The sequence below is a fragment of the Legionella stuttgartensis genome, from assembly GCF_977063405.2.
Window position 1 is genome coordinate 145,983 of sequence record NZ_CDRUHA020000093.1, and the last position, 23,464, is coordinate 169,446.

Sequence of the window (23,464 nt, forward strand, 5' to 3'; positions counted from 1 at the left end):
AATATGAATGTATTATGAATGATAGGCTTTTACTTTATCTTTACCTGATTGTTTCGCTGCGTAAAGAGCATGGTCAGCAGCCTTTATTATCTCGTCAATAGTAGCACCGTGTTTTGGTGCTTCTGCTACGCCAATGGAGATGGTAATATTATTCAAAGGATTACCTTTAAAAAATATGGGTGCTGTGCGTATCTTTTCGCGAAGTCGCTCCATTTTACCCACCGCATTATCCAATGAGGCATTTAACAACATAACGACAAATTCTTCGCCTCCGAAGCGGAAAGAAATATCACTTTCACGGAAACTTTCCTTCAATAATTTCCCAATCAATTTAAGTACCTCATCCCCCGCTAAATGACTGTAGGTATCATTAAATTTCTTGAAATTATCGATATCCAGCATCGCCACACACAATGTATTTTTCTCCCGAGCAATTCGAATTAATTCCCGCGATAAAATATCATTTAAATACCGGCGATTATAAAGATTAGTTAATGGATCATGTAATGATAACTCACTCAATGATACGCGCAGATTAATATTAGCAATGGCAAGCTTCACAATATTACCAAATGAATTTGCCATGTCTTGTTGGTGTTGAGTTAACTTTTTACCTTTTGGAGCAAGTAGATGGATAACACCTATTAATTCATTTTGAACCATGAGCGGTAATGCCATATATCCTCCTTGAGGAGGAGTCTTATAATGGGCACAAGGAACTGATTTATTCGGATCATCAATCACATTGGTAGTCGCTTCACGAATGGAAAAACAATCCATGGGAAAGAAAGTCTTTGGGAGTAGTTGTTCTTTTCCCCATTGAACTACAGTTTCCATTTGATTTACCCCTTTATTGTAAATGGATAAGCCACCGCTTAAATCAGGAAATAAATCTTGAGCAATTAAATTGATTCGTGGATAAGCCTCTTCGGTTGTAATACAAATTTGCAATGAACGATTTAATTTATTTAATAAGCTTTCATCATGCTCCAACAACTTCAATTCATTTAAAGTTTCCATCGTTTTTTCATTTAGTTCTCGCATTTTTTCTTCATTTTGAATACGATCACTGACATCTTTCATTTGCATAATAAAATTAATCGGTTCTCCCTGTTCATCACGAATGAGTGTTGCACTAACCATCGCCCAGATAATGCTGCCATCTTTTCGAATATAACGTTTTTCCATATGGGAGATACGTAACTCGCTCTTCAGAAGTTTATTCAAGGCATCTTGAGTCATAGGCACATCATCGACATAAGTGATATCCAGCATATTTTTACTATGTAATTCCTCACTGCTATACCCTAAAATTTCTTGCAATGTCCGATTCGTATGGATGAATTTTCCTTCAGGTGTAACAATGGCCATCCCAATAGGTGCATTTTCAATAGTATTACGAAAACTCTCTTCACTGCGTCTTAAATCGGATAAAAGATTCGAACTATATATTTCCAGATAAATTGACTTCATTAAAAATTGATTAACTGTTGTGGTACCATAAAGCACAATAAGCGTATAAAGCACCGTGGCCATAAATAATATTAACGATAATGAAGGCGTAATTGATACTGATAAAAAAATCAGGAGTAACCATATTGGAGTCATGAATGCTACAAAAGCACTGTGAATGGTTAGCAATTTAGCTGCAGGAGCTCCAAGCAGTCCAATCAGATAGACAAAAATGGCCATCCGAGCAAGCGGATTGTCTATATAAAGAAACAGCAATCCACCTAAAGCCCATAAAATACCTGATTGTAAGTTATTTATTATAAAATATTTTTTCCAAAAAGAAGCGCGAAATAAGACCTCTTGCTTTTTTTGCTGATGATACCGAAATAAGAATAGTCCTCTTAATAATTGATTGAAAACAAACATCAACAGTACCCAAGATACTACTAAATGTTTGTCATTTACTTGGGGCCATATGATTAAGGCATAAATGATGGTTGCAAAAAAATCCGCAATCACTAGAACATAAAATTTTTTATATGACTCGGTTATAAGCTTATTTTCTATTTGAGCGCTCGTAACACCGGGAAAGTCCATTAAAAATCCTTCTTAAGATTTCTGCAGCTATTAAAATAATAGTATTTATTTATGGAATATCCAGAATACCCTAAAGACAACTTTACAATTTTGTTATATAAATTGACGATTATGAAATAATGTCTTACCTTGAATATTTAAAAAAGGGATATCCACTCTTCCTGCGCATATATCAACCGATTCTCTACTAAAAAAGGAGCACCTATGTTAATTAAATTGATGCTTGGGGTTCGTCAGTTTCAAGATGGATCTTTTAAACAAATGGAAGACCTGTTCAAACAATTAAGTGTAGGTCAAAGCCCTGAAATTTTATTCATTACATGTTCTGATTCACGTTTATCAAATCTTTTAATACAAGCAAAACCTGGTGATATATTTGTCATTCGTAATGTAGGCAATATCATTCCACCTTCTCATGTTCCATCAAGTGAAGCTGCTGGCCTTATGTTTGCTTTAAGCGAGCTTCATAGCATTAAAGATATTATTATTTGTGGCCATTCACACTGCGGTGCTATGAAAGGTTTATTAACTCCCAACCTCAAGGAGCGTCTACCTGAAGTAGCCTCATGGCTTACTCATTCACATTCTGTCTTAAAACAAATGAATGACTCTAAAGAATCTCTTCCCGATGATTTCAATTTAAAAGTACTTCAGGCTACTAAATTAAACATTTTAGCTCAGATGGAGCATTTAAAATCATATCCATTAATTGCTGAAAAATTGAAACGTAAAGAACTCACTCTTCATGGTTGGTTCTATGAATTCGAAACAGGTGAGGTTCTTGTTTATGAATCGAGCATTGATGAATTTGTTCCACTTGAAAAAGCATTGAGCTTTGCTATCTCCACACGTAGGGATAAAATTATTGAACAAGTAGCAATGAAATATCTAGAACCCTTCACCAATCCTCAGACAGCACAAGACTATAGGAAGTTAATGCAGTTATTTTCACTTCTTGAAAACAATTTATTACCCATCTGGCAATCAATAAAAACAGAGGTTACTCAAAAAGTATGGGGAGAACTGGGGGGATTTTATTCCAGCACAGATGATGTCCAATTCAATAATATGTTGGAAGAAGGTTATCAGTTAAAACTGATGAATTTGAAAGATTTTCAAAAAAATATCTCCGAATCAATTGGTTATCAGAATTATATTCGTAAGACAATGTATCAGTCATTTTTTGCACCAATTCCTAAATCAATTCCTGAGACCATTAGTAATTTATTAAGCTTTAATCATTAAAAATCATAGAGACCAGAGCATTCTGGTCTTTAGGCCACAGAGTATTATTGAAGAGAAATCCTTAAATAGGTTTATGCAACTCCAGTTCTAACCCAGAACAATATCTATTTAATTTACAAAATAAAATTTTTAGTCTAAATAATATAAACAAAGGGATTTTAATTTGGGTACTTATGAAAAAATGGTCTGGATTTCTCATATCTTTGGTAGTGCTTATCCTCATAGCCTACTATTTCATTGGTTTAACAATCAAAAGCACTCTAAATAAAAATATAGACTCAATACCTAAAACTTCCGCATTTAGTGTTCATCTTGATAAATACCACCGTGGTTGGTTTTCATCTAAAGCGGTATTAACACTAAAGATGTATATTCCCGCTCAAAGCACAACTGATAAAGATGGAGTCACTAAAACAGAACCGCCGGTTGATTTGAATATGGATATACCTATTCTCATCAAACATGGACCTTTTTTAACGACACCCAATGGCATCCGTTTTGGATTAGGTCTCATTACTACACAACCTGCAACTCATTACGAAGCCTTTATAAATTATCTGAATAAAACTGTTTTCAGATACACGCTTCCTTCTTTTTCCATGGAAGGTAAGATTGGACAAAATGAAGGCGATTTTCAGTTCGATTGGCAAGGTTTAACTTCTTTGCTCTGTGTTTCTTCTAATCTTGATTATATCGATGGTAATTTAAGATTATTAGGATTAAACGGAAAAGCCAACAATCCTGCGAATACTCAAAGTAATGTGGTCTTCAAAGTTGGCGAAGTCGCCTATGATTATAAATTTAAAAGACACCAAGAATGGTTATGGCTTGGACAAACACGCTTTAAAATTCCTTCTGTTGCAGTCAATCTAGCTGGTGCAAAAAATTTCGAGCTTACTGGATTCGATTTCTCGGCTAGCTCTGATGTTAATGATGATGCACTGAACATCGACTTTAAACTGTCATTACAAAACTTATTTACTAATAATCAGAATTATGGGCCAGGTATTTTACACTTGAATTTTAGAAATCTGGATCCAGCCATTGTAGCCAAAATCAATCAACAAGAATTCAATATGATTCAAAATAATAGCGACCCTAACTTCGTTACACTGGCATTCGCAACGGAATTACCCAAACTCGTTGCCAAAGGGGCGATATTAGAGATTTCTGAAATGAAGCTGAACCTACCTGGTGGAGAAATTATAGGGAACTTTAAACTATCAGTACCCAAAGGCGAAGGAAATGACCTCTCTCAAGTAATGCAAAAAATGCAAGGTGAAGGTTACTTTAAGGCACCTAGAACAACAGTAAAAGAACTGATGACCGCATCTATTAAAAGTGATCTAGCTAATAACACCAACAGTTCTAACAATACTCAAACCACTCCAGAGACCCAAGTAACCTCACCTGGATCGACTACCCCAACACAAATCTTATCTAATACTGATAATGACGCAGCAAACAAAGCCGACAAAATATTACAAGATCTTGTCAGCAAAGGCTTTTTAAAGATTGAGGGTAACGATTATGTATTGACGTTTAAATTAGAAAATCAAAAGCTGATTGTTAATGGTCAGCCATTTAATCCCGATATGTTGAAATAATTTCGGACGGATTACTTTAAAAAGCCCCCTATCAAGTCGATATGGGGCTAACTATTTTTACGCAATAGAGAGCTTTTGACAGCTGGTATATCCTGGACTAGGACGGTTAATATAGTTATCTATAAGCTCGGCTAACATACCCATCTTTTCTGACATAGGCATATCTGCTGTTAAAAGTCCTTGGGTTATACCTTCAAATATTTGAGCCAATGGAGTTGACGATTGATTTGAGTTTAATTTCTGCTTAGAAAGGAGTTCTTTCTCAAGAGCCTGATGAATTCCCTTCATTATTGAGTAAGAATCAACTTCTTTTTGAGCCACAAGCTCCGTAGAGTCCTCTTCCTCTTTTGCAGTAGAAGATAATAGTCTAAGTGGTAGTTTTGGTGTACGTATTTTTGTAGGACTAAAAAAAGTAATCTTACTAGCAGCTATTGCTTCGTTTTTAGGTAGGTTTTCATGACTTTTTTTAAAGTTAACTTCTAACCAGTTGACATACCGAGATGGATCCTCCACATGAATACAAAATTTATCATGATTACATTCTGTTTTAATATTCACACCTTTCTCAATGCGAGCAACATGCTTTTCAACCACAAAGTATTCTTTTGTTGCTTGAAACGGAAGTAAGATACTCCCTGGATAGATGATAAAATTATAACCTAAATCGGCTCCTAACAACATAATGGAAGGACTTTCTTCGGTAAGGTAATCCTGAGAACGATGAAGCCATATTTTGGGATCATCTGCTTCGAGGGTATGACGGCTCACAAACTCAGCACTTGTTTTGTCAATCGTTGTCTTAAGACCTTCTACAGTGCTATAAAGTGGCATTATTTGTTCTAATTTTTCATTGAAATTATTTTGGCTCACCCAATCACGCCAACGCACTATTTCAAAATTTTTTCCTTTCTCTGCTGCTAATTTATTGATAATCTGAATTTTTTCATCCATTGTCAGGCAAGGATAACTATTATTAAAACTTTCTGGATTTAGCCCTAAAGGTGCTAAGAACGCAGCAAGATTAGCTTTTAAATATAAGTCACCTAACTCTATGGCCTTCCTTTTAAGAGCATCTACATCATCACCAGAGAAGGAAGCTTCCAGATTATGCCAATAAATTTCATCAGCAATCAAAAATGTTGCTTTGCCATGAATGCCAGTATATTCAGAACCAGTTTGATGCATTGCAACCGCTTGTTGCACAATGGCTCCCAAAAATTCACCGGCACAATACTCATTTCCTTTAATGCTTAAAAGAACTAGATCTTTTGTAGTTTTCAAAGAAGGGAACCGACTTTTACTGTTGTCTTTTGAATCAAAACTTGCGGTAATAATTTTGCCGTCTCTTGGACCTTTAATTTTTGGCATCTAATATTTCCTTAGCGTTATTTCTATTACTTCTGTACGCTAGCAATTCACTCTACTACCTAAAAACCCTTTAAATCATGGTGTTACGTACTTAAATTAATATCTTTTGGTTTGGAGAACCAAACCACATTCAATTTTCAATTGAAAAATATAGACATAGTATAATTCATTTTGAAAAAAAAATAACCAATTTTTTTATAAATAGTTTATAATATCCTCACTATTTATTTATTAGAGACAGATTATTTTAGCTGATTTACTATACTTTTTACGAGTGAGTTCATTAACATACTGTCAATCAACAATATTTTTACTTAATTAATGCACATACCTCGGTTATCTAAGTCATTTTATATGGTGGAAAATGGATTCTGAAAAAATAAAAGAATTACACGAAATTATTAATCAAAAGAACGAAGAGATTCAGCAATTAACTCAATCTCTAGAAGAAGAAAAACTAAAATTTAAAAATGAATTACAAGCAGTTCATGATTATTATGAAAATATAATTGCTTTAATGCCAGGACATGTTTACTGGCTTGATAAGAATAATGTTTTTTTAGGTTGCAACGATCTACAAGCAAAAAGTGCTCGCTTACAGTCAAGGAAAGAGATTGTTGGGAAAACCAATTACGATATGCCATGGAAAGATCAGGCAGAAGAATTGAATAAACTCAATAAATTGGTTATGGAAACCGGCATACCACATACTGCAGAAGAATATGCAGTCATGGCGAATGGAATGGGCATTTATTATTCCCAAAAAGTTCCCTTACGCAATCAAAAGAATGAGACGATTGGTGTTTTGGGTATTTCTCTAGACATCACCGAACGCAAAAAAATGGAAGTTGCTCTGCGTCGTGCCAAAGAAAATGCTGAGGTTGCAAACCAGGCAAAAACTGAATTTATTGAAAACATGAGTCATGATATTCATACCCCATTAAGCGGTATTGTTGGAATGTCACGACTTCTAGAAGCAAAAGCAGAAGATCCTGAAAGAAAACAATATGCACGCTGGATTCATGAAAGTGGTGAACAATTATTGGATTTATTAAATGGTGTAATGGAAATCGTTGCCGCAGATAATCTCAAAGAACGAGATGTCCACGAAGAATTATTCGAACTACGCAAAAACATTAAAGATATCGCACATCTTGTTCAACCTACTCTGGAAATGAAAAAAATTCAGCTTAATATCGAAATTGATGATACGGCACCAAATAGTTTTATTACTGATGGTACAAAACTACATCGAGTTTTATTAAATTTAGTAGGAAATGCAATTAGATTCACTGATACGGGCATTGTTACAATTAAAGTGGAAACACTTTCTCATGAAAATAGCTATGCTCAACTCCGATTCAGTGTGATTGATACAGGAATTGGCATACCCCCAGAATTAAAAGATAAAATCTTTGACCGCTTCTTCCGGGCTACGCCTTCTTATAAAAGCCAGCACGGTGGTTATGGTGTAGGCCTTCATGTTGCACAAAAATACTTAAGCCTACTCGGTGGAGAAATAAATTTAGAAAGTGAAGTAGGAAAAGGCTCATCTTTTTATTTTACCCTCACAATGAAAATTGGGTATAACGAGAACAACACACTTACCTATAATGAAACAAAAGCACCGAAGAAAGAAGCAGTATCTCATGGGCCGCTTATGCTTCTCGTAGAAGATAACATCATCTCTCTGCATATGATTGAAAATGTTGTAGAACAAGCAGGGTATGAATTTTATTCGGCGATCGATGGTGAACATGCCTTAGAATTGTTAGAAACTAATGATTTTGACTTAATCATTACTGATGTAGGTATATCTGGTATTTCAGATAAAAACCTCGTTCAGTGTATCCGCGATATGGAACAACGACGTCATAAAACTCCTTTACCGATTATTGGCCTAACTACCAATACCTCAGGTGAAACAGGAGATAATCCTTTGCGTGCAGAAATGAATAAAATATTAACCAAACCCATTCATTTAAAAATGCTCCAAGAAATAGTGAATGGACTCAATTTAGAATCTTCAAAACAAGAAAAATAATTTTGGTTGAATCTTCCATTGTAGCCTGGGTGATGCGCAGCGAAACTCGGGTTAGCTTGATATTGGAGTCATGAGTTTAACTTCAGGTCACTAGTCTAAGTTAATGGCTCTTACCTACGAAATTTAAACCTACGTACCGCACATAAAGCGCGGACGTAGAACGTTCATTCTCTCAGAGCTTGCCTGCGAGATCAGACAATCTGTGAAAGATAAACAAGATATCGTAACCTAAGGGCAGAGAATATAACAAAATTCAGGCCAGGATGTTTATCGAGTTTCAAAATAATTGGTATCTAATGGATAACAAATCCAAGTCAAACTCGAGCCGTTATAATTCACTTCAAGTGTTGTAGTATTCAGAGCAGATAACTCAGGTTGCTTGTCCATATAACATACCTGACGGGCTCCATTTAAATTTACATAATAATACGATTTAGTCGATTTATAATCACTAGGCACATAATAAACATCACCTTGCTTTTCCAAAATAATAGGAGTTCCAGTAATTACAATTTTGCTAGCATAGGAAGCTGCATTGATCATCGTAAACGAAAAAATAATTAATAATAATTTTTTCATAATAATTTCACTCCTTGAAATAATTTTATCGACTCTAATTAATTATAGAACAACAATATTCACTTAATTTCATTGCATTACGAGCACCGAGCGAAATCGCGCTTTGTTGGACATCATATCTTCAAAGGCTTTTTCCGCTTGGGCAAGTGGATACTGTTGAATCATAGGACGAATACCTGTCAATGCACAAAACTGTAATGTTTCCTCTATATCAATTGCACTTCCAGACGGCCAACCTTTTATTGATCGATTACCCCCAATAAGCTGAGTGGAGACAACTTCAATTGGATCATTAGAGGCCCCCACAATAAGAAGTTCGCCTTTATTTCCTAAAGCATTAATTAAAGGAGTAATTGATTTTCCACTAGGTGCTGTTGCCAGAATAACTCGGGCACCACCTAATTTTTGTAATTCAAGAACGACATCGTGGTCATCAGAGTTTAAGTAAATATGGGCACCTAACTGTTTAGCAAGTGATTCTTTATCAGATCCTGAAGAAAGTGCAACCGTTTTAAAGCCCATTTTATTAGCAAATTGAATTGCAAGATGCCCCAGCCCTCCTACCCCCTGTATTGCCACTAAATCACCCGCACGGGCCGCGCTATGTCGTAGTGCATTAAAAGTTGTTATACCCGCACACATTAGTGGTGCCGCTTCCGCAAAAGAAAGTTCATCAGGAATCGCAGCAAGTGCTTCAACTGGTGCTATCATATATTGTGCATATCCTCCATCAAAATGTAATCCTGTAATTTGATGGTTTTCACATAAAATAAAATCACCATGTCGACAAGGAAGACATTGTCCGCAACGAACTCCTGCCCAACCAACTCCAACACGTTGACCTTGTTTCCATTTAGTACTATTGGCCCCAACCTCATCGATTATTCCAGCTATTTCATGACCTGGAATTCTTGGAAATTGAAGATTGGGCCATAAATTTTCTTTCACAAATACATCGGAATGACATACGCCGCAGGCTTCAACTTTAATACGTACTTGATTTGCCCCCGGCATCACTAAGTCTTTTTCAACAGTTTCCCATTCTCCTGATTGATTCACTTGTACTGCCTTCATCGTTTTCATTGCTCATATCCTTATGTAAGTCAACAATAGATGGAGATTATGCATAATCTAAAATCAGCTATTTAAAAACCTCACTATCCTGATTGTAGACAATCCATGCAGAATTTCACGGTGAATAAGTTTCCTAATCATACTCAGGGTGATTATTTTCAGCATGTGAAGAAAACTAGGGCGAAGATTTTGGGTGTTTTTAAACATTGAGAACGATTATAATTCTTTGATCACAACAGCTTAACTTAGATTACAGGATTATCATGAATACTCTGGATTGGCTAACAAAACTTATCGCTTTTGATACCACCTCGCGCAATTCCAATCTATCACTAATAGAAACACTAGCTAATGCATTAAATGATTTTCATATTAATCCCATTTTAATCCATGACAATAAAGGCTTAAAAGCAAATTTACTTGCATCCCTCCCTGATCGTCATGGTCAATTCAATGGTGGGCTTATCTTGTCGGGTCATACGGATGTAGTGCCCGTTGATGGACAAGCATGGGACAGCAATCCATTTCAAGCAACGGTTAAAGACGAGAAAATATATGGTAGAGGAGCTTGTGATATGAAAGGCTTCATTGCTGTAGTTATGAGCCTAATCCCACAATTGAAAGCACTTAATCTCAATTTCCCAATACATTTTGCTTTTTCTTACGATGAAGAAATTGGTTGCCTTGGTGCACCAAGCCTTATTGAGAAAATGACTCACTTAAATTATAAACCCAAAGCATGTATTGTAGGTGAACCAACCTCAATGCAGCCGGTGATCGGGCATAAAGGAATACAATGCTATCGCTGTAAAATTCACGGGGTAGCTGCGCACTCATCACTAACCCCTCAAGGGTGTAATGCGATAGAACATGCCGCATCATTTATTACTTATCTTCGCGATATGGCGCAACAATTTAAATCACAAGGACATCATGATACCTCTTACGATGTACCCTATACTACAATTTCCACCAACCTCATTCAGGGCGGAAACGCTTATAATACAATTCCCAGTTTATGTGAGTTTGTTTTTGAAATTAGAAACTTAGTGGCAGATAATCCAGTACAACTCCATCAACAAATCATGGATTACCTCAACGCCCAACTAATTCCATCTCTGCGCAAAGAACAATTGAATACGAACGTGGTCTTGGAAACACTCGCTAAAGCACCAGGATTAGATACACCATTATCAGAACCCATTGTGCGTGCTGCCCAAGCAATTTGTCAGAATCAAGAACAATTAAAAGTCGCTTATGCCACGGAGGCGGGGTTATTCCAACAAGCAGAAATACCTACTATTGTTTGTGGTCCAGGTAGTATTGAGCACGCACATCGGGCTAATGAATTCGTTGCGCTTGAACAATTACATCGTTGTGAACAATTCATTCTCAAAATGCTGCAATCACCATTTCTTAGAAACTTTGAATGACCAATAGTTACTGCTCATAATTCTTTTCCAAGATGAGAAAAACATGATAATCCTATATATCCCATTCCATGAACATAATGATCTCATTGCCAAGGCAATCCATTGGAAAGAAACGCTTAAAAATCAAAATATACTCATCTTACAATATGGTACTCCAATTGATTATAAATTAATGAAAATGGAACATCTCACCATCTATATACTCGCACATGGGGTGAATCATTTATTAGAACATTATCACTTGACCAGCACTTATCCTATTACCAGCCAAACGAACTTCCTTAGTATTGATAAAATAGCAGAGCGTTTTAACTCTGATTTTGTTTTCGTACATTCTAAAGTCAAAAATATAAAGCTTTATTTTTGTAATAATCAGGGAAATCAGCAGGCTATAGCACAACAATTCCACAAAAACTTGGTGTTGTTTGATGCGTACATTAATTATTATACCGGCACACTTTTTGGTCCTTCACAAAATAATAAAAAATATTCTTTTTATCGTGGTCTATGGTATAGCAGTTCGAAAGTACGTGAGACCTTACATAAAAAAAAGTGGCTTGATTCAGATGAGAAAATGAATATAAAAAAGCTAACAATTTTTAATTCTTTGGTAGAAGCCAAGCAAAAGCGGATTGATTTCAATCTGAGAAGACAGGAAAAAGCACATCATGAACTATTAACACACAGGAGGAACATAGAGTCGGATCATCAACAACCAAATAATGAAAAGATGAAAGACAAAGAAAAAAAACATGTTCTATCACCTGGATAGCAGAAAACGAATTAAATCATCTTCTTGTTATTTTAATGGAGTAATTTTAGCCATAGTGATAATATAACACCCCCCACCTCTTCATTCGGGCTGTTTCTATGAAAGACTGGCTAAAACTTTTTTTTGCCCAAAAGGACGGAATCCTCCTCACCTTAAATGGCAAAACCTTTAGAAAATCAGATTGTCAATGGCTGGGTGGTGGCTCTGAAAAAAATGTGTACCAAATTAAAGGAACAAATCAATGCTTTTTTATTCCTAATAAATTTGATAAAGAGATCATTTATGAAGGAAAAATAATATCCAGTGAAGATTTTTGGAACAGTAAAATTCAAAAGGAGCAATCTTTACTCGATCAAATCAGTGCATTAGGCTTAAAAACTCAACGTTTTGAAATCTTACCCCTAAAAATTGAAGATCCAGGAAAGGCTACTTATTCCCTTAATGTTCTGGTTACAAAAGATTTTAATAGCCTATGCAAAGAAGAGTCTATTGTGATTTATAACAGAAAAGGAGAACAAAAAGTCATTGGTAGTCCTCCTCAGTTCATTACGATGAAAGAGCAATTCAAAGAGAAACAGTTTGCTCAAAAAATGCTTAAAAAAATTATAACCGAATATGCAGTTGCGTTCACATTTTCATTACCCATAAGTATCCTACACCCTGTTGATGACAGTGAGCATTTCTGTTTTGAATTACCCAAGGACGCTACAGAACCTCCTGTAGCCCGGTATATTTTTTGGGATGTCGTATCAGATTTTTATGGAGCTGATATTCCCATAGTCCCCACATTAAAAGAGTTAAAGCAGGGCTCAATGGGAGAAAAGCCATGTACCTTTTCTAAAAACCCTCTTCAAGGATTAATCGACCTTACTTATCAGATTGCTTCTCCCTTGCTTGAAATGTGCCCCCCAAAAATGGAAACCATCAGTGTGGATTCTTTAGCAGCAGATCTGCTCGCCGCTCTAAACGAAGATGATATTCTCAATGAAGCTCTAGCCCATGCGAGAAAATTAGCCTCGAAATTCATTACTAACCTATTAAACGAAGCTGAACATAATAAAATAGATAATGAGGCCTTTGTTATATTAATGCACTCTGTTATTTCAATAGGCGAATTTGATTTATTCTTACGGGCGTTTCAAGTATTGGAAAATCCGGCTGATATGCCACAAGAAGATGTCGACAACATTATCTCTATCGCTCAAATATATAAGGTTCAACCTATCATTGACTATCTGCATATTCATCTTGTTCAAGAAAAAGCCAATAGAGAGGCCGAAAGAAATATTCTTCTTGCCCAAGAAAAACCCGATCGAGAAGCAGCAAAAGTGAAAGAAGCTGAAAAACGCCACAAGGAGTCTGAATTATTAAAGAACGATTTTTTGCAACACTACGAACAAAAATTGTTCCAGGACAAAAGCGCTTGGTGTGGTATTTATTCTTTTTTTGCTAAAAGTTATGTCAATAAGGATTTGAGCTTGGATGAATTAGTAGAGCATGCTCAAGGACGTTCAAAACATGGTAACGGCAAACGCAGTAAGGAAATCATGCAATCAATGGGTTGGCTGGATGAAAATAACCAAGTAACAGATAAAATAAGTAGTTACATTATGTAAAACAGTATTGTAATTTCAAAAAACGATTTAATTAGGGTAGATAATCATAGAGTTTTTTATGGTTTATTTTTCCACTATTGGTTAATGGAATCGCGTTAATGAAATATACTTTTACTGGAATCTTATATTGTGCAATATATTGAGTTAGAAAGTTTTTAAGTTCCGATTCCGTCAACTGTTTCCCGTCTTTGAGTACTACAAATGCTATAGGAACCGCGCCTTCATGGGAATCTGGGATTCCAATTACTGCAGCCGTTTTAATGGCAGGATGTTGATAAATCGCAGCTTCAACTTCACCAGGCATTATGTTTGAAGTATTCCGAATAATTATATCCTTAACCCGCCCAGTAAAATAATAATTTCCTTTGCTGTCTTGTTTCGCACTATCACCCGTTTTAAACCATCCATCTATAAATGCTTTTCTCGACTCGCTTGGATTATTCCAATAATTCAGCATCACCATATTTCCCTTTATCAGGATTTCTCCCTCCTCCCCTTGTGGAACCTCTTTTCCTGATTGATCCACTAAACGGAGTGTTACTCCATGAACGGCTTTACCAATGCAACCTTTTGGGGGATTTTCATCGCGATTGACTGTTAACCAAATAGCCTCAGTCATACCATAACCCACATGAATTGGCTTTCCAGCGCAAGCCGTAAATCGTTTTTGAACCGCTTCAGGCAATACATCGCCCCCTGTATAAACACCACGTAGCGAAGCAAACGTATCTGAAGTACAACGACCTGAATCTAAAATTTTCATAAGTGTATCAATGTGCGGAACAGCTAAAGTAGGTCGGTGTTTCAATAATCCATCTAAATAATTTTGCAGGTGAAAACCATCATAGACGAGAACAGAACCTCCTCGTGATAAAGTAGAAAAGGTTTCCATAAAACCACTGATATGGCATTGGGGTTCACAAACAATTATTTTATCTTGAGCAGTAATTGTACCTAAAGCCTCCGAAGTTGAATCCAATATTGCCTCAATCGAGCCAAGCGTATGAACTACCCCTTTGGGCTGTCCAGTGGAGCCTGAAGTATAAAAAATTACTGCAGGACTGCTGTAAGAAAGATTTGATACCGTAAACTCAATCGGGTTATTCATGATGTTGGAAAACGAAGGATATCCGTTTGACAACCCTTCTCCAACAACAAATACCTTCCTAATATTTGTTGCAGTTAAATCAATAGACTCTAAAAGCGATAGTTTTTCCTCCTCAATAATCAAATAATAGGGTTCGGCGTCTTGAAGCACTCGCTCCAACTCAGGCGACGCATAACGGCGATTTATAGGCATTGCAATACAGCCCGTCTTAAAGCAGCCTAGATAAATGGAAATTATTTCAACGCTATTTGGAAGCATAAATGCAATACGCTCACCTTTTAATCCTTCTTGAAATAAAAAGTTGGCGAAACGATTTGCAGTCCTCTCCAGGTCCTCATAAGTGACACTCTTATCCTCAAATATAAGTGCTGGTTTATGTGGAATATTTTTGTTTTTAGAGTGAATTAAGTTTTTAGTAAACATAGTCCTCTTATACTCATGTTTTTTGAATCCTTTGGTTAATACTATAGGACAAATTTCTAGGATGCATGGTAATTACGAGATGAATTTATTGATAATTTAGTTGAAATTGATAGGCCGTATAGGGTTCGAACCTATGACCAAGAGATTAAGAGTCTCCTGCTCTACCAGCTGAGCTAACGGCCCACTTTAAAAGGATTTGTAAAGGATGCAGTTAACATTCATATCTTGTTAACTGTTAAAATATTAGCTGATATCGATAAAATTTCCAACTACTCGACAAATTATTACGAATATCAAAGTCTTATCTGATTTGTATAGTGTAACCTTAGTGGCTCCCGCGAACACATCGCGGGACCTGGTTCATAAAGCCTTAACTCGGAGACTCTACAGGATAGAATGTCCGGACCGTATATTTTTCACGGTATGCGAGAATTAGAAAACCGATAACCCCCATTGCCAGAGTCACAGGGATAACCCCTACTCCATAAACAAAAGCCCCTGCTTCTCGAATTCCCCCGTTTATATTGACTACAAAACCTATAATAGTATGGAATGCATAACCAAAAATCATGATAATCATATTGGCAATTGCTGTAGTGAGGCCAGCAAGATGCTCGGGCACATAAGTAGAAACTTTATAAATAGCCAGGATCTGATAAGCACAACACATTCCGACCAATATGAAAGACATTGTAATACTAGATACGGTTAACATACCCGCAACAAGTGCAGCAAACACCACACACATAGTTATTCCTGCTGCAATGATTGTTCCCAGGTAATATCCTGATTTTTCGGCTATCAAACTTAAAATTGGAGAGCCAAAACACATGCCAATAAAAATCATTGAAGGTAAATAGTTTGCTGTTGATGTATCCAAACCATATACCTGTTTTAAAAAGCCAGACCCCCAGACATCAGAAAAGCCTTCAAGAGGGCCTAGCATAAGCCCCGCAAAACAACACATCAAAATGACTTTTTTATTGGTAAAAACCGTTTTGATATTGGCAAGGACTGATGTGTGATAAGTGGGTTTCTCATCGGGGACAATAAAATAAGTCACACAAGCAAGCACGAGGCCAATAGCAATAAATACTTCGACGACTATTTTATAACCCACGGCATGACACATATAACTTACAGGACCGCCACCATAAACAGCACCAATAAGTCCTATCATCACTGAAAAACTAAGCATTCGCGAAAAGTGTTGCTCTTTAAATGTCATGCGTATTATTTTAAATGTTCCCAAAATTGCAGCTGAGGATCCAATACCAATAAGCGCTCTTCCTATAAGCGGGTACATCCAATGATCAGCAAAAATCAGTGGCAACAAGCCAAGAACAGGAAGTAAAATGCATAAAGTCATTACTTTTCTTGGGCCAAAACGATCCAACATGATCCCAATAGGCAAATGCATTAACGAGTAACCAAGATAATAAACACCAGAAAATTGCCCAAATACTGTCGCATCAATATGAAATTGCGAAGTAATATCATCCATCATAATATTGGGCATCACTCTAAGAACATATTGATATGCGTAAAATATTGACGCAATAAACCATACAAACCAGGCAACAACTCGAGATGTAGACATAAAAATCCTCAAAAAAACAAGCAGCTAATACACGCACATTGGTTATTACCTATGCATTAGAAAATATTTTAATCCATTTGTTGTGAAATTTTATTGCAAATATAAGCGTATATTTCGATTATTTAGATATTAATTTTAATTAATTATCATTTATTAGATAAAAATGCTAATATTTAAAATATTCATGTTATTTTTTAAGAATTATGGATCGTACAGACAAAAAAATATTAGATATCCTTCAGTCAAATTGTCAAATTAACAATCAAGAACTTGCAGATATGGTCGCGTTATCCCCTTCTCCCTGCCTTCGTCGGGTCAAATTGTTGGAGGATAATGGTTATATTAAGAAAAAGGTTGCTCTACTTGAACCCGAAAAACTAGGTTTAAAGTTATCCGTGATTGTTTTGGTTGGATTAAATAGTCATCAGCCCGCAGCAATGAGTCAATTTGAAGAGGCTGTTCGTTTTCTCCCTGAGGTCGTTCAGTGTTATTTAATTACCGGTCAATCTGCAGATTACGTCTTAAAAGTAATCGTGCCCGATCTAAATGCTTACCAATCGTTCCTATTAGATAAACTGACGCGTATCAATGGGGTGACTAGCGTACAATCAAGCTTTATATTAAGAACCATTTGTGAAACGACTACACTTCCCTTAGATCACCTGGATTAGAGATGTATATCCTTTATTCTGGCAAATGACTTTCTATTGATTTACTTATTGAATTTAAACAATAAAAAAAGTAAGGTATTGCGTCAATTAATAGGAGTACATTATGACATTGAAGTTTTTACCTTTTGTTTTAGCTGGATGTTGTCTAGTAAATACTGTCTCTTCAGCCCCTCCTCCCAAATACATTGATAAAGATGGACCAGTTTGTACCAGTATGCTTTGTGCATTTAAAAATCCTGGTGGGCTGTATGTAAGCGGTACAGGTTATTACGTACAACCAAGCGAAACAGGTATAGGCTTAGTCACTGATAGCTGGTTATTTAATGTTCCTGGAGGAACTCAAGCTGAAAGCAAACCATTTGATCCTGATTATCAATGGGCGGGCAGTGTAGCGGTTGGTTATGATATTCCAATGTCGGCAAATAATATTGAAGTAAACTACCTTTATTTAAAAAATAAAACACATGCTGTAAATACTTTTGCTAATGGTTCCACTTTATTTGGAAGTATTTTATTCCCTGATGCTTTTATTCCTAGAGATTTTCTTCCTGATTTAGTGAGTGATGCTTATTTAACTTACAGGGTAGATCAAGCAGATGTTCGTGCTGGAAGAAAATACAGCGATACCTCTGGTGTATTTAAAATACGTCCCTCTCTTGGGGTTCGGTATGCACAAATAAGACATAACTTATCTTTTGCTGCTCCAGGTCATGTAACGAGCAAATTCAGCGGTGCTGGTCCTTTATTCAGTCTTGACGGTCATTACGACCTGGGTTATGGGTTTGGTTTGCTTGGTTATTTTGACTACGCCTTAATGGCAGGTTCCATGCAGTCGTTCTCAGAAGTTTTTCTAGGTACCAACTTTAGTTTCAACTGGCCTAAACGTAATCGTGTTGTGAACAACATTACCGGAAAGATTGGCTTAGACTATACCCACGTATTGACGAATACAGCAACTTGGACTGCTGCAATCGGATATCAAATTAATGAGTATTTAAGCGCAATGGATACCCTTAGAGGGTTTACTGGTATCACTGCAGGTCCTACTGGTGTAGCAAATTTAGGGCCCCAACGTATTGCGGGTAATGAAACTAATAATTTTTCGTTCCAAGGATTGTTTTTAAGTCTTACGGTACACGCATAAAAGGATCATAAATACTGTCTTTGAGACAGGCGCTAATGCCCAGATAAAGACAGTATTTATTTTCTTCTCTTAATAATGTGATTGAATTTATTCCTTAACCGATTGAAAATAAAAATTTTCTCAGAATTCCCCTTCCTCATATTCCCAAGGTATATAATTTGAGGTAATACTTAATTAAGCCTCACTAAGTATATTTATAAAAATTGCAGGTAGCAGGCATTTTCGCTGTTATAAACCGTATACTTGTCATTAAAAGGAAGCAAAGATGACAAAAACAGTCGACTATTTACTTCTTGGCGGCGGTCTTTCCTCTGCATTTACTGCCGACACATTGAGAAAAGAAGGGGCTACAGGTAGCATCACCATTCTATCGGAAGAGCCTTTTCTTCCCTATCTTCGTCCTCAGCTTGCCAGAGGTTTTTTGACTGGAACTCGAAAAAAAGAACAATTTATTATATTCAATGAAAGCTACTATATAAAAAATGATATTGATGTATTGCTCAATACAAAAGCTTTGTTTGTTGATCCCAAAAACAAAACGGTGAGAACAGACCATGCTGGAACTTTTAATTTTAGGAAATTGCTTATTGCCACAGGTTGCAATCCTAAAAGAGTTGACTTACCAGGAAGCACACTCGATAAAATCTATTATCTTAAAACCCTCCATGATGCCCAGCCACTTATCCATGAAATAAAACATGCCAAAAAAGTCGTTATTGTGGGAGGAAGCTTTATTGGCCTTGAGATCGCATCTTTATTGGTTAAAAAAAATGTAGAAGTAACCATCATCGCAGAAGAGTTCCATTTATTTAATGTCAGTTCTTCTGCTGAAATTGCTGCTTTTATAACCAACAATGGCGTTGAAGTACTTCTTCATGAAGCGATCAAACAATTTAATGGTAAAAAACATGTACAGTCAATAGAAACCAATTCCGGGAAAATTTTAGCATGTGACTTTGTACTTATTACCGATAAATACGTTCCTGTTGTCGATTTTCTTCAAGGAAGTGGTATTGAGATCGAGGATGGCATTGTTGTGGATCAATACCTGCAAACTAATAAAGATGGAATCTACGCTGCCGGTGATGTTGCTAATTTCTTTGATCCTGTATTTAGAAGATGTCACCGAAATGGAGGGGTAGATAACGCAATCAAGCAGGGAAAAATTGCCGCATTAAATATGATGGGAATGAGAAAAAGTTACAATAGTGCCTCTTATTTCAATCTCCACGCATTTGATAATTACATTGTGATAATTGGTGATACGGTTGATGCTACCGAACGAATAGTAAGAGGTTCAATTAAAGAAAAAAACTGTGCTTTGTTTTATCTAAAAGATGGATTATTGCAAGGGGCCTTTTTTTCCGGACGCCCTATAGAAGAAATTAAAGCAGCAGAATCACTGATTATCAATCGAGTTAATATAGAGCCTCATAAGAAAAAGCTTTTTGATATTAACTTCTCCTTGGAACAAATTGCAATTCAAACCATTCTTACCCTACAAGGTGGCGGTGCTCTTGGTGCTTTTGAATGCGGCGTGGTTAAAGCTATGGAGGAACATGGAATTTACCCAGATATTGTTTCTGGAATTTCTATTGGTGCATTTAATTCTGCAATTATCGCCGGAAACCCCAAACATGCAACCGAAGCCTTGGAAGGCTTTTGGAATGATCTCGCTCAGGATATGTTCAGTGTTTCTGATGAACAAGCACGACGTATTCTCTCTTCCTGGCATACGATCATTTGGGGATCGCCCAACTTCTTCCTTCCAAGATGGTCTATGCCGATTTTCAGCGTCGATCAATTACCAATTCACTGGACAAGTTTTTACGAGACCTCATACGTTAAGGATCTTTTACGTAAATACGTCGATTTTGAAAAATTAAAAGACAGCCCTGTTCGCTTGCTGGTAATGGCAGTTAACGTTGAAACATCTGAATTTGAAACCTTTGATAGTTATACAGATGACATTACCCCCGATCATATTCTTGCTAGCGGAAGCTTGCCTCCTGGATTCCCGTGGACAACTATTAATAATAAACACTACTGGGATGGTGGGATTATTACCAATACCCCAATTGATTCAACGCTTGAAGTCTGTGGCCAATCCAACAAGAAAATCTATATTGTCGAACTTTATTCACGAAATCGCTCGCTTCCTAAAAATATGATCGAGGTTCTTTCAAGAAAAGATGAGATTTTATTCTCAGAAAAAATAAGAAAAGACATCCACACAACGGATCTTATCAATAACTACAAAAAACTAATCGAACAAATTTTGAACTATTGTGAGCCTAATATAGCTGAAGAGATACGACAATTCCCCACTTATATTCAAACAATGGGTGATCCAGGAATACAATCCATCACCAGAATAATACGAGAAGTAGGCAAAAATGATCCGTGTGCATGGGATTCTGATTTTTCAAGGGAAACCATAGAGCAGCACAAGAAAAATGGTTATAAGGCTATGAAAAATATATTAAAAAAAGAGGCATTAGCAAAGCGCAAAAAATAAGGATCATCATGCTCTGGGCTCTGATTTCTCTATTTTTTTTCTGGATGGTATTCCGCGAACTCACCGGTCACTTACCTATATCCAAAGGTTATCTCACCGTGTCGCTGATCTTGGCTTTGTTATTTGCATGGCCCCCCTTTCATCACTGGCACTTCGAGCGTTTTTTAACTAAAGTAGCCAATCAACTAGCTGAGGGACATCCTGCAAAAGTCCATTGTAATACCTTATTTGATACGCTTTTTGATGAAGAACCAAGAGTTTACGGCCATGCTGATCCTAAAACCGGATACATCGTCATCCAATACCCAAAATGCTCCTTATTGATGAGTTATGTGAAGCATCCTCAACGTGCAACCCTGGATGAACTGATCAGCCTGGATATCTTAACTCATGAAAGCATGCATGCGCGCGGTGAATACAATGAGGCAAAAACTGAATGTGAGGCCGTTCAAAGAAATTATCGCACTGCAAAACTACTTGGAGTACCCGATAATATCGCGAAAAAAAATGCTCTTGATTATTATAAAAATTTTTACCTTAATCGCAATGATGGTTATTTCTCTAAAGAATGCGCTCCAGACAAGGCAATGGATGAGCATTTAAGTGATTCAACTTGGGATGAATCATGAGCATAAACACAACCCAAATGTCCCTCAGCCAACAATCGCGGTAAAATCTGTTGCCCTAAAATGGAAGCAAATTGGTATCCGCTCGTCTTGTAGTGAGCATCTAACCACACGAAATAATCAATCTCACTCCCTGGAATAGGAGTCCTTTCGATACTGACAAAATAAGTGCGCATCACTAACAATGCATCTTCATACACGGCCTTTGCTAGGAATTCCTCATAAGGTCTAACCGACAGAACGGTGACATTTAACTCTTCTAATAATTCCCTCCTTAGTGCCTCCTCATCAGTTTCTCCAGGCTCAATCTTACCTCCGGGTACGATATATTCATCGCGTGGTTTTCCGCGTTTATGTACTGCCAATACTCGATGCTGCGCATCAAAAATTAATGCACCTGCTTTAAAGATTGTTTTCACTAATTGATTCATTTTCTAATATCCCGTCTGTAAAACACGTTAATTGATTTAAAATGGTTGTAGATGGATTACTAATAATACTCTTAGGCGAATTAAATACGGCATCGCATTGTTCACATTGGTGTTGTTGGTGAGGAACTACGGCGAGTAGCTCTTTATCAAAATGAGGATGGGAACAACGAGGACAATTGATGCTGGTTAAATGGAATCGAAGTTCATGAATTGCTTTTTGTATTTGCAATACGCGCACCATTTCAATATCCAGAAGAACCCCATTTATCCAAACCTCACTATAGGTGTTATCAATTACTCGCTTATTTTCACTGTTGTATGCATGAACATGAATTGCACTTTCTTCCAAACGTTTTGCCGTCCAAATAATCGAGGGATTTGAGCCCCAGATCTGGAATCCACCTGGATATTTTGTCTTATCTAAATTTATTTTTCGTTGCGGCATTATTGATGGTCTTTTTACTAATTGATCATCGAGCATCTCTTTGAATCGAATAACCGGATTCACAACACAACGTGTATTGGTCCAGGTTAAATTACCACAAAAACTACAATAATGTTCAAAAGAAGGACGAACGGAAGCCAAGTTCTTATCAAGCAGCACCTTCCCACAATGACTGCAATCCAAACTAACGATATCAAAATCAAAAATCGAGCTCATGGTGAAACTTAAAGCACTCGCTTCGGTGATTATTATCCTTTTTTCTTGCCAAATCAGTTCAACTTCGGGGTACGATTGGTCAATTATTTTTTTACCAGAATGAGTCATTCTTGCATGAATATGCACACCACGATCGAATTTATTATTATGACAATCAAACACAGCAGGTAAAGCGCCCCACACCGCTACTCCTCCGGGAAAACTATCCAGATTAATTGAAATAGGTTGATGTCTTAAAATTTGAGAGTCATTGAGCATAGAGATACCTTAACAAAAGTAATTAAAGTATCCCTCGCCCTACAAGTTGAATAAAACATTACAAATCGGGAGGAATCGAGAATAGATGTAATCATCAACTTGCGTGGATAAAAAAGAATATAAGGAAAACCTTTTTGCATGTCAATAAAAGACAAGCTCACAATGGTTGACGAACACGCATCATTTCAAGGAATATAAGGTATTAATATCTAATGATAAAAATAGCAATTAAATTAC

The 23,464-nt window shown here is 36.6% G+C and carries 18 protein-coding genes and 1 tRNA gene; 10 read left to right on the plus strand and 9 right to left on the minus strand.

The window, feature by feature from the left end; genetic code table 11:
* Positions 1-12 precede the first annotated feature (12 nt).
* On the minus strand, positions 13-2,049 hold the full coding sequence (locus tag ACWTEW_RS30795) for a GGDEF domain-containing protein (RefSeq protein ID WP_454781778.1): 2,037 nt from the start codon (positions 2,047-2,049) through the stop codon (positions 13-15).
* A gap of 204 nt (positions 2,050-2,253) precedes the next feature.
* Here ACWTEW_RS30795 and ACWTEW_RS30800 point away from each other — a divergent pair, with 204 nt between their 5' ends.
* Positions 2,254-3,294: a carbonic anhydrase gene (locus tag ACWTEW_RS30800; RefSeq protein WP_454781779.1), complete on the plus strand. Its 1,041-nt coding sequence runs from the start codon at positions 2,254-2,256 to the stop codon at positions 3,292-3,294.
* Between the two features lie 173 nt (positions 3,295-3,467).
* Positions 3,468-4,901, plus strand: coding sequence for a YdgA family protein (locus ACWTEW_RS30805; protein ID WP_454781780.1), 1,434 nt, complete (start codon positions 3,468-3,470; stop codon positions 4,899-4,901).
* A gap of 57 nt (positions 4,902-4,958) precedes the next feature.
* On the opposite strand, the gene ACWTEW_RS30810 is transcribed toward ACWTEW_RS30805, so the two are convergent.
* Positions 4,959-6,269 (minus strand): hypothetical protein, encoded by a 1,311-nt coding sequence (locus ACWTEW_RS30810; protein WP_454781781.1) that lies wholly within the window; start codon positions 6,267-6,269, stop codon positions 4,959-4,961.
* A gap of 364 nt (positions 6,270-6,633) precedes the next feature.
* Here ACWTEW_RS30810 and ACWTEW_RS30815 point away from each other — a divergent pair, with 364 nt between their 5' ends.
* On the plus strand, positions 6,634-8,313 hold the full coding sequence (locus tag ACWTEW_RS30815; protein ID WP_454781782.1) for an ATP-binding protein: 1,680 nt from the start codon (positions 6,634-6,636) through the stop codon (positions 8,311-8,313).
* A gap of 267 nt (positions 8,314-8,580) precedes the next feature.
* Here ACWTEW_RS30815 and ACWTEW_RS30820 read toward each other — a convergent pair whose 3' ends face one another.
* Positions 8,581-8,892: a hypothetical protein gene (locus ACWTEW_RS30820; protein WP_454781783.1), complete on the minus strand. Its 312-nt coding sequence runs from the start codon at positions 8,890-8,892 to the stop codon at positions 8,581-8,583.
* A 69-nt stretch (positions 8,893-8,961) separates the two neighbouring features.
* Complete coding sequence (locus ACWTEW_RS30825; protein WP_454781784.1) at positions 8,962-9,975, minus strand: alcohol dehydrogenase; 1,014 nt, start codon at positions 9,973-9,975, stop codon at positions 8,962-8,964.
* Between the two features lie 254 nt (positions 9,976-10,229).
* Between ACWTEW_RS30825 and argE the strand changes: the two genes are divergently transcribed.
* The 3 genes from argE to ACWTEW_RS30840 all read left to right on the plus strand — a co-directional run bounded on the left by argE (position 10,230) and on the right by ACWTEW_RS30840 (position 13,787).
* Positions 10,230-11,399, plus strand: a complete 1,170-nt coding sequence (gene argE, locus ACWTEW_RS30830; RefSeq protein WP_454781785.1) for an acetylornithine deacetylase — start codon at positions 10,230-10,232, stop codon at positions 11,397-11,399.
* A gap of 43 nt (positions 11,400-11,442) precedes the next feature.
* Positions 11,443-12,171, plus strand: a complete 729-nt coding sequence (locus ACWTEW_RS30835) for a hypothetical protein (RefSeq protein WP_454781786.1) — start codon at positions 11,443-11,445, stop codon at positions 12,169-12,171.
* Positions 12,172-12,269: 98 nt separating this feature from the next.
* Positions 12,270-13,787 carry a hypothetical protein gene (locus ACWTEW_RS30840; protein ID WP_454781787.1) on the plus strand — a complete coding sequence of 506 codons (1,518 nt, stop codon included), beginning with the start codon at positions 12,270-12,272 and terminating at the stop codon, positions 13,785-13,787.
* A gap of 31 nt (positions 13,788-13,818) precedes the next feature.
* On the opposite strand, the gene ACWTEW_RS30845 is transcribed toward ACWTEW_RS30840, so the two are convergent.
* From ACWTEW_RS30845 to ACWTEW_RS30855, 3 genes are all read right to left on the minus strand, one after another.
* Positions 13,819-15,318, minus strand: a complete 1,500-nt coding sequence (locus ACWTEW_RS30845; protein ID WP_454781788.1) for a class I adenylate-forming enzyme family protein — start codon at positions 15,316-15,318, stop codon at positions 13,819-13,821.
* Positions 15,319-15,428: 110 nt separating this feature from the next.
* A tRNA-Lys gene (locus tag ACWTEW_RS30850) sits at positions 15,429-15,501 on the minus strand.
* Positions 15,502-15,688: 187 nt separating this feature from the next.
* Positions 15,689-16,918 carry an MFS transporter gene (locus tag ACWTEW_RS30855; RefSeq protein WP_454781789.1) on the minus strand — a complete coding sequence of 410 codons (1,230 nt, stop codon included), beginning with the start codon at positions 16,916-16,918 and terminating at the stop codon, positions 15,689-15,691.
* Positions 16,919-17,121: 203 nt separating this feature from the next.
* Here ACWTEW_RS30855 and ACWTEW_RS30860 point away from each other — a divergent pair, with 203 nt between their 5' ends.
* The 4 genes from ACWTEW_RS30860 to ACWTEW_RS30875 all read left to right on the plus strand — a co-directional run bounded on the left by ACWTEW_RS30860 (position 17,122) and on the right by ACWTEW_RS30875 (position 21,880).
* Positions 17,122-17,589, plus strand: coding sequence for an Lrp/AsnC family transcriptional regulator (locus tag ACWTEW_RS30860; RefSeq protein ID WP_454781790.1), 468 nt, complete (start codon positions 17,122-17,124; stop codon positions 17,587-17,589).
* A 103-nt stretch (positions 17,590-17,692) separates the two neighbouring features.
* Complete coding sequence (locus tag ACWTEW_RS30865) at positions 17,693-18,733, plus strand: Lpg1974 family pore-forming outer membrane protein (RefSeq protein ID WP_454781791.1); 1,041 nt, start codon at positions 17,693-17,695, stop codon at positions 18,731-18,733.
* Positions 18,734-18,998: 265 nt separating this feature from the next.
* Positions 18,999-21,251, plus strand: coding sequence for an FAD-dependent oxidoreductase (locus ACWTEW_RS30870; RefSeq protein ID WP_454781792.1), 2,253 nt, complete (start codon positions 18,999-19,001; stop codon positions 21,249-21,251).
* Between the two features lie 8 nt (positions 21,252-21,259).
* The gene (locus ACWTEW_RS30875) at positions 21,260-21,880 is read left to right on the plus strand and encodes a hypothetical protein (protein WP_454781793.1); all 621 of its coding nucleotides are present in this window, start codon (positions 21,260-21,262) and stop codon (positions 21,878-21,880) included.
* On the opposite strand, the gene ACWTEW_RS30880 is transcribed toward ACWTEW_RS30875, so the two are convergent.
* Together ACWTEW_RS30880 and ACWTEW_RS30885 are read right to left on the minus strand one after the other, a co-directional pair.
* Positions 21,805-22,308: an NUDIX hydrolase gene (locus ACWTEW_RS30880; protein WP_454781794.1), complete on the minus strand. Its 504-nt coding sequence runs from the start codon at positions 22,306-22,308 to the stop codon at positions 21,805-21,807. The two genes, ACWTEW_RS30875 and ACWTEW_RS30880, sit on opposite strands and share 76 nt — an antisense overlap.
* Positions 22,280-23,227 carry a hypothetical protein gene (locus tag ACWTEW_RS30885; RefSeq protein WP_454781795.1) on the minus strand — a complete coding sequence of 316 codons (948 nt, stop codon included), beginning with the start codon at positions 23,225-23,227 and terminating at the stop codon, positions 22,280-22,282. The genes ACWTEW_RS30880 and ACWTEW_RS30885 overlap by 29 nt, the downstream gene beginning before the upstream one ends.
* Between the last annotated feature and the right edge of the window lie 237 nt (positions 23,228-23,464).

Bases quoted from the DNA above. Each gene is read 5' to 3' on its own strand.
- ACWTEW_RS30820 (WP_454781783.1), bottom strand. From the start codon at position 8,892: ATGAAAAAATTATTATTAATTATTTTTTCGTTTACGATGATCAATGCA.
- ACWTEW_RS30870 (WP_454781792.1), top strand. From the start codon at position 18,999: ATGACAAAAACAGTCGACTATTTACTTCTTGGCGGCGGTCTTTCCTCT.
- ACWTEW_RS30860 (WP_454781790.1), top strand. From the start codon at position 17,122: ATGGATCGTACAGACAAAAAAATATTAGATATCCTTCAGTCAAATTGT.
- ACWTEW_RS30815 (WP_454781782.1), top strand. From the start codon at position 6,634: ATGGATTCTGAAAAAATAAAAGAATTACACGAAATTATTAATCAAAAG.
- argE (WP_454781785.1), top strand. From the start codon at position 10,230: ATGAATACTCTGGATTGGCTAACAAAACTTATCGCTTTTGATACCACC.
- ACWTEW_RS30805 (WP_454781780.1), top strand. From the start codon at position 3,468: ATGAAAAAATGGTCTGGATTTCTCATATCTTTGGTAGTGCTTATCCTC.
- ACWTEW_RS30845 (WP_454781788.1), bottom strand. From the start codon at position 15,318: ATGTTTACTAAAAACTTAATTCACTCTAAAAACAAAAATATTCCACAT.
- ACWTEW_RS30880 (WP_454781794.1), bottom strand. From the start codon at position 22,308: ATGAATCAATTAGTGAAAACAATCTTTAAAGCAGGTGCATTAATTTTT.
- ACWTEW_RS30875 (WP_454781793.1), top strand. From the start codon at position 21,260: ATGCTCTGGGCTCTGATTTCTCTATTTTTTTTCTGGATGGTATTCCGC.
- ACWTEW_RS30795 (WP_454781778.1), bottom strand. From the start codon at position 2,049: ATGGACTTTCCCGGTGTTACGAGCGCTCAAATAGAAAATAAGCTTATA.
- ACWTEW_RS30810 (WP_454781781.1), bottom strand. From the start codon at position 6,269: ATGCCAAAAATTAAAGGTCCAAGAGACGGCAAAATTATTACCGCAAGT.
- ACWTEW_RS30865 (WP_454781791.1), top strand. From the start codon at position 17,693: ATGACATTGAAGTTTTTACCTTTTGTTTTAGCTGGATGTTGTCTAGTA.
- ACWTEW_RS30800 (WP_454781779.1), top strand. From the start codon at position 2,254: ATGTTAATTAAATTGATGCTTGGGGTTCGTCAGTTTCAAGATGGATCT.
- ACWTEW_RS30885 (WP_454781795.1), bottom strand. From the start codon at position 23,227: ATGCTCAATGACTCTCAAATTTTAAGACATCAACCTATTTCAATTAAT.
- ACWTEW_RS30840 (WP_454781787.1), top strand. From the start codon at position 12,270: ATGAAAGACTGGCTAAAACTTTTTTTTGCCCAAAAGGACGGAATCCTC.
- ACWTEW_RS30835 (WP_454781786.1), top strand. From the start codon at position 11,443: ATGATAATCCTATATATCCCATTCCATGAACATAATGATCTCATTGCC.
- ACWTEW_RS30825 (WP_454781784.1), bottom strand. From the start codon at position 9,975: ATGAAAACGATGAAGGCAGTACAAGTGAATCAATCAGGAGAATGGGAA.
- ACWTEW_RS30855 (WP_454781789.1), bottom strand. From the start codon at position 16,918: ATGTCTACATCTCGAGTTGTTGCCTGGTTTGTATGGTTTATTGCGTCA.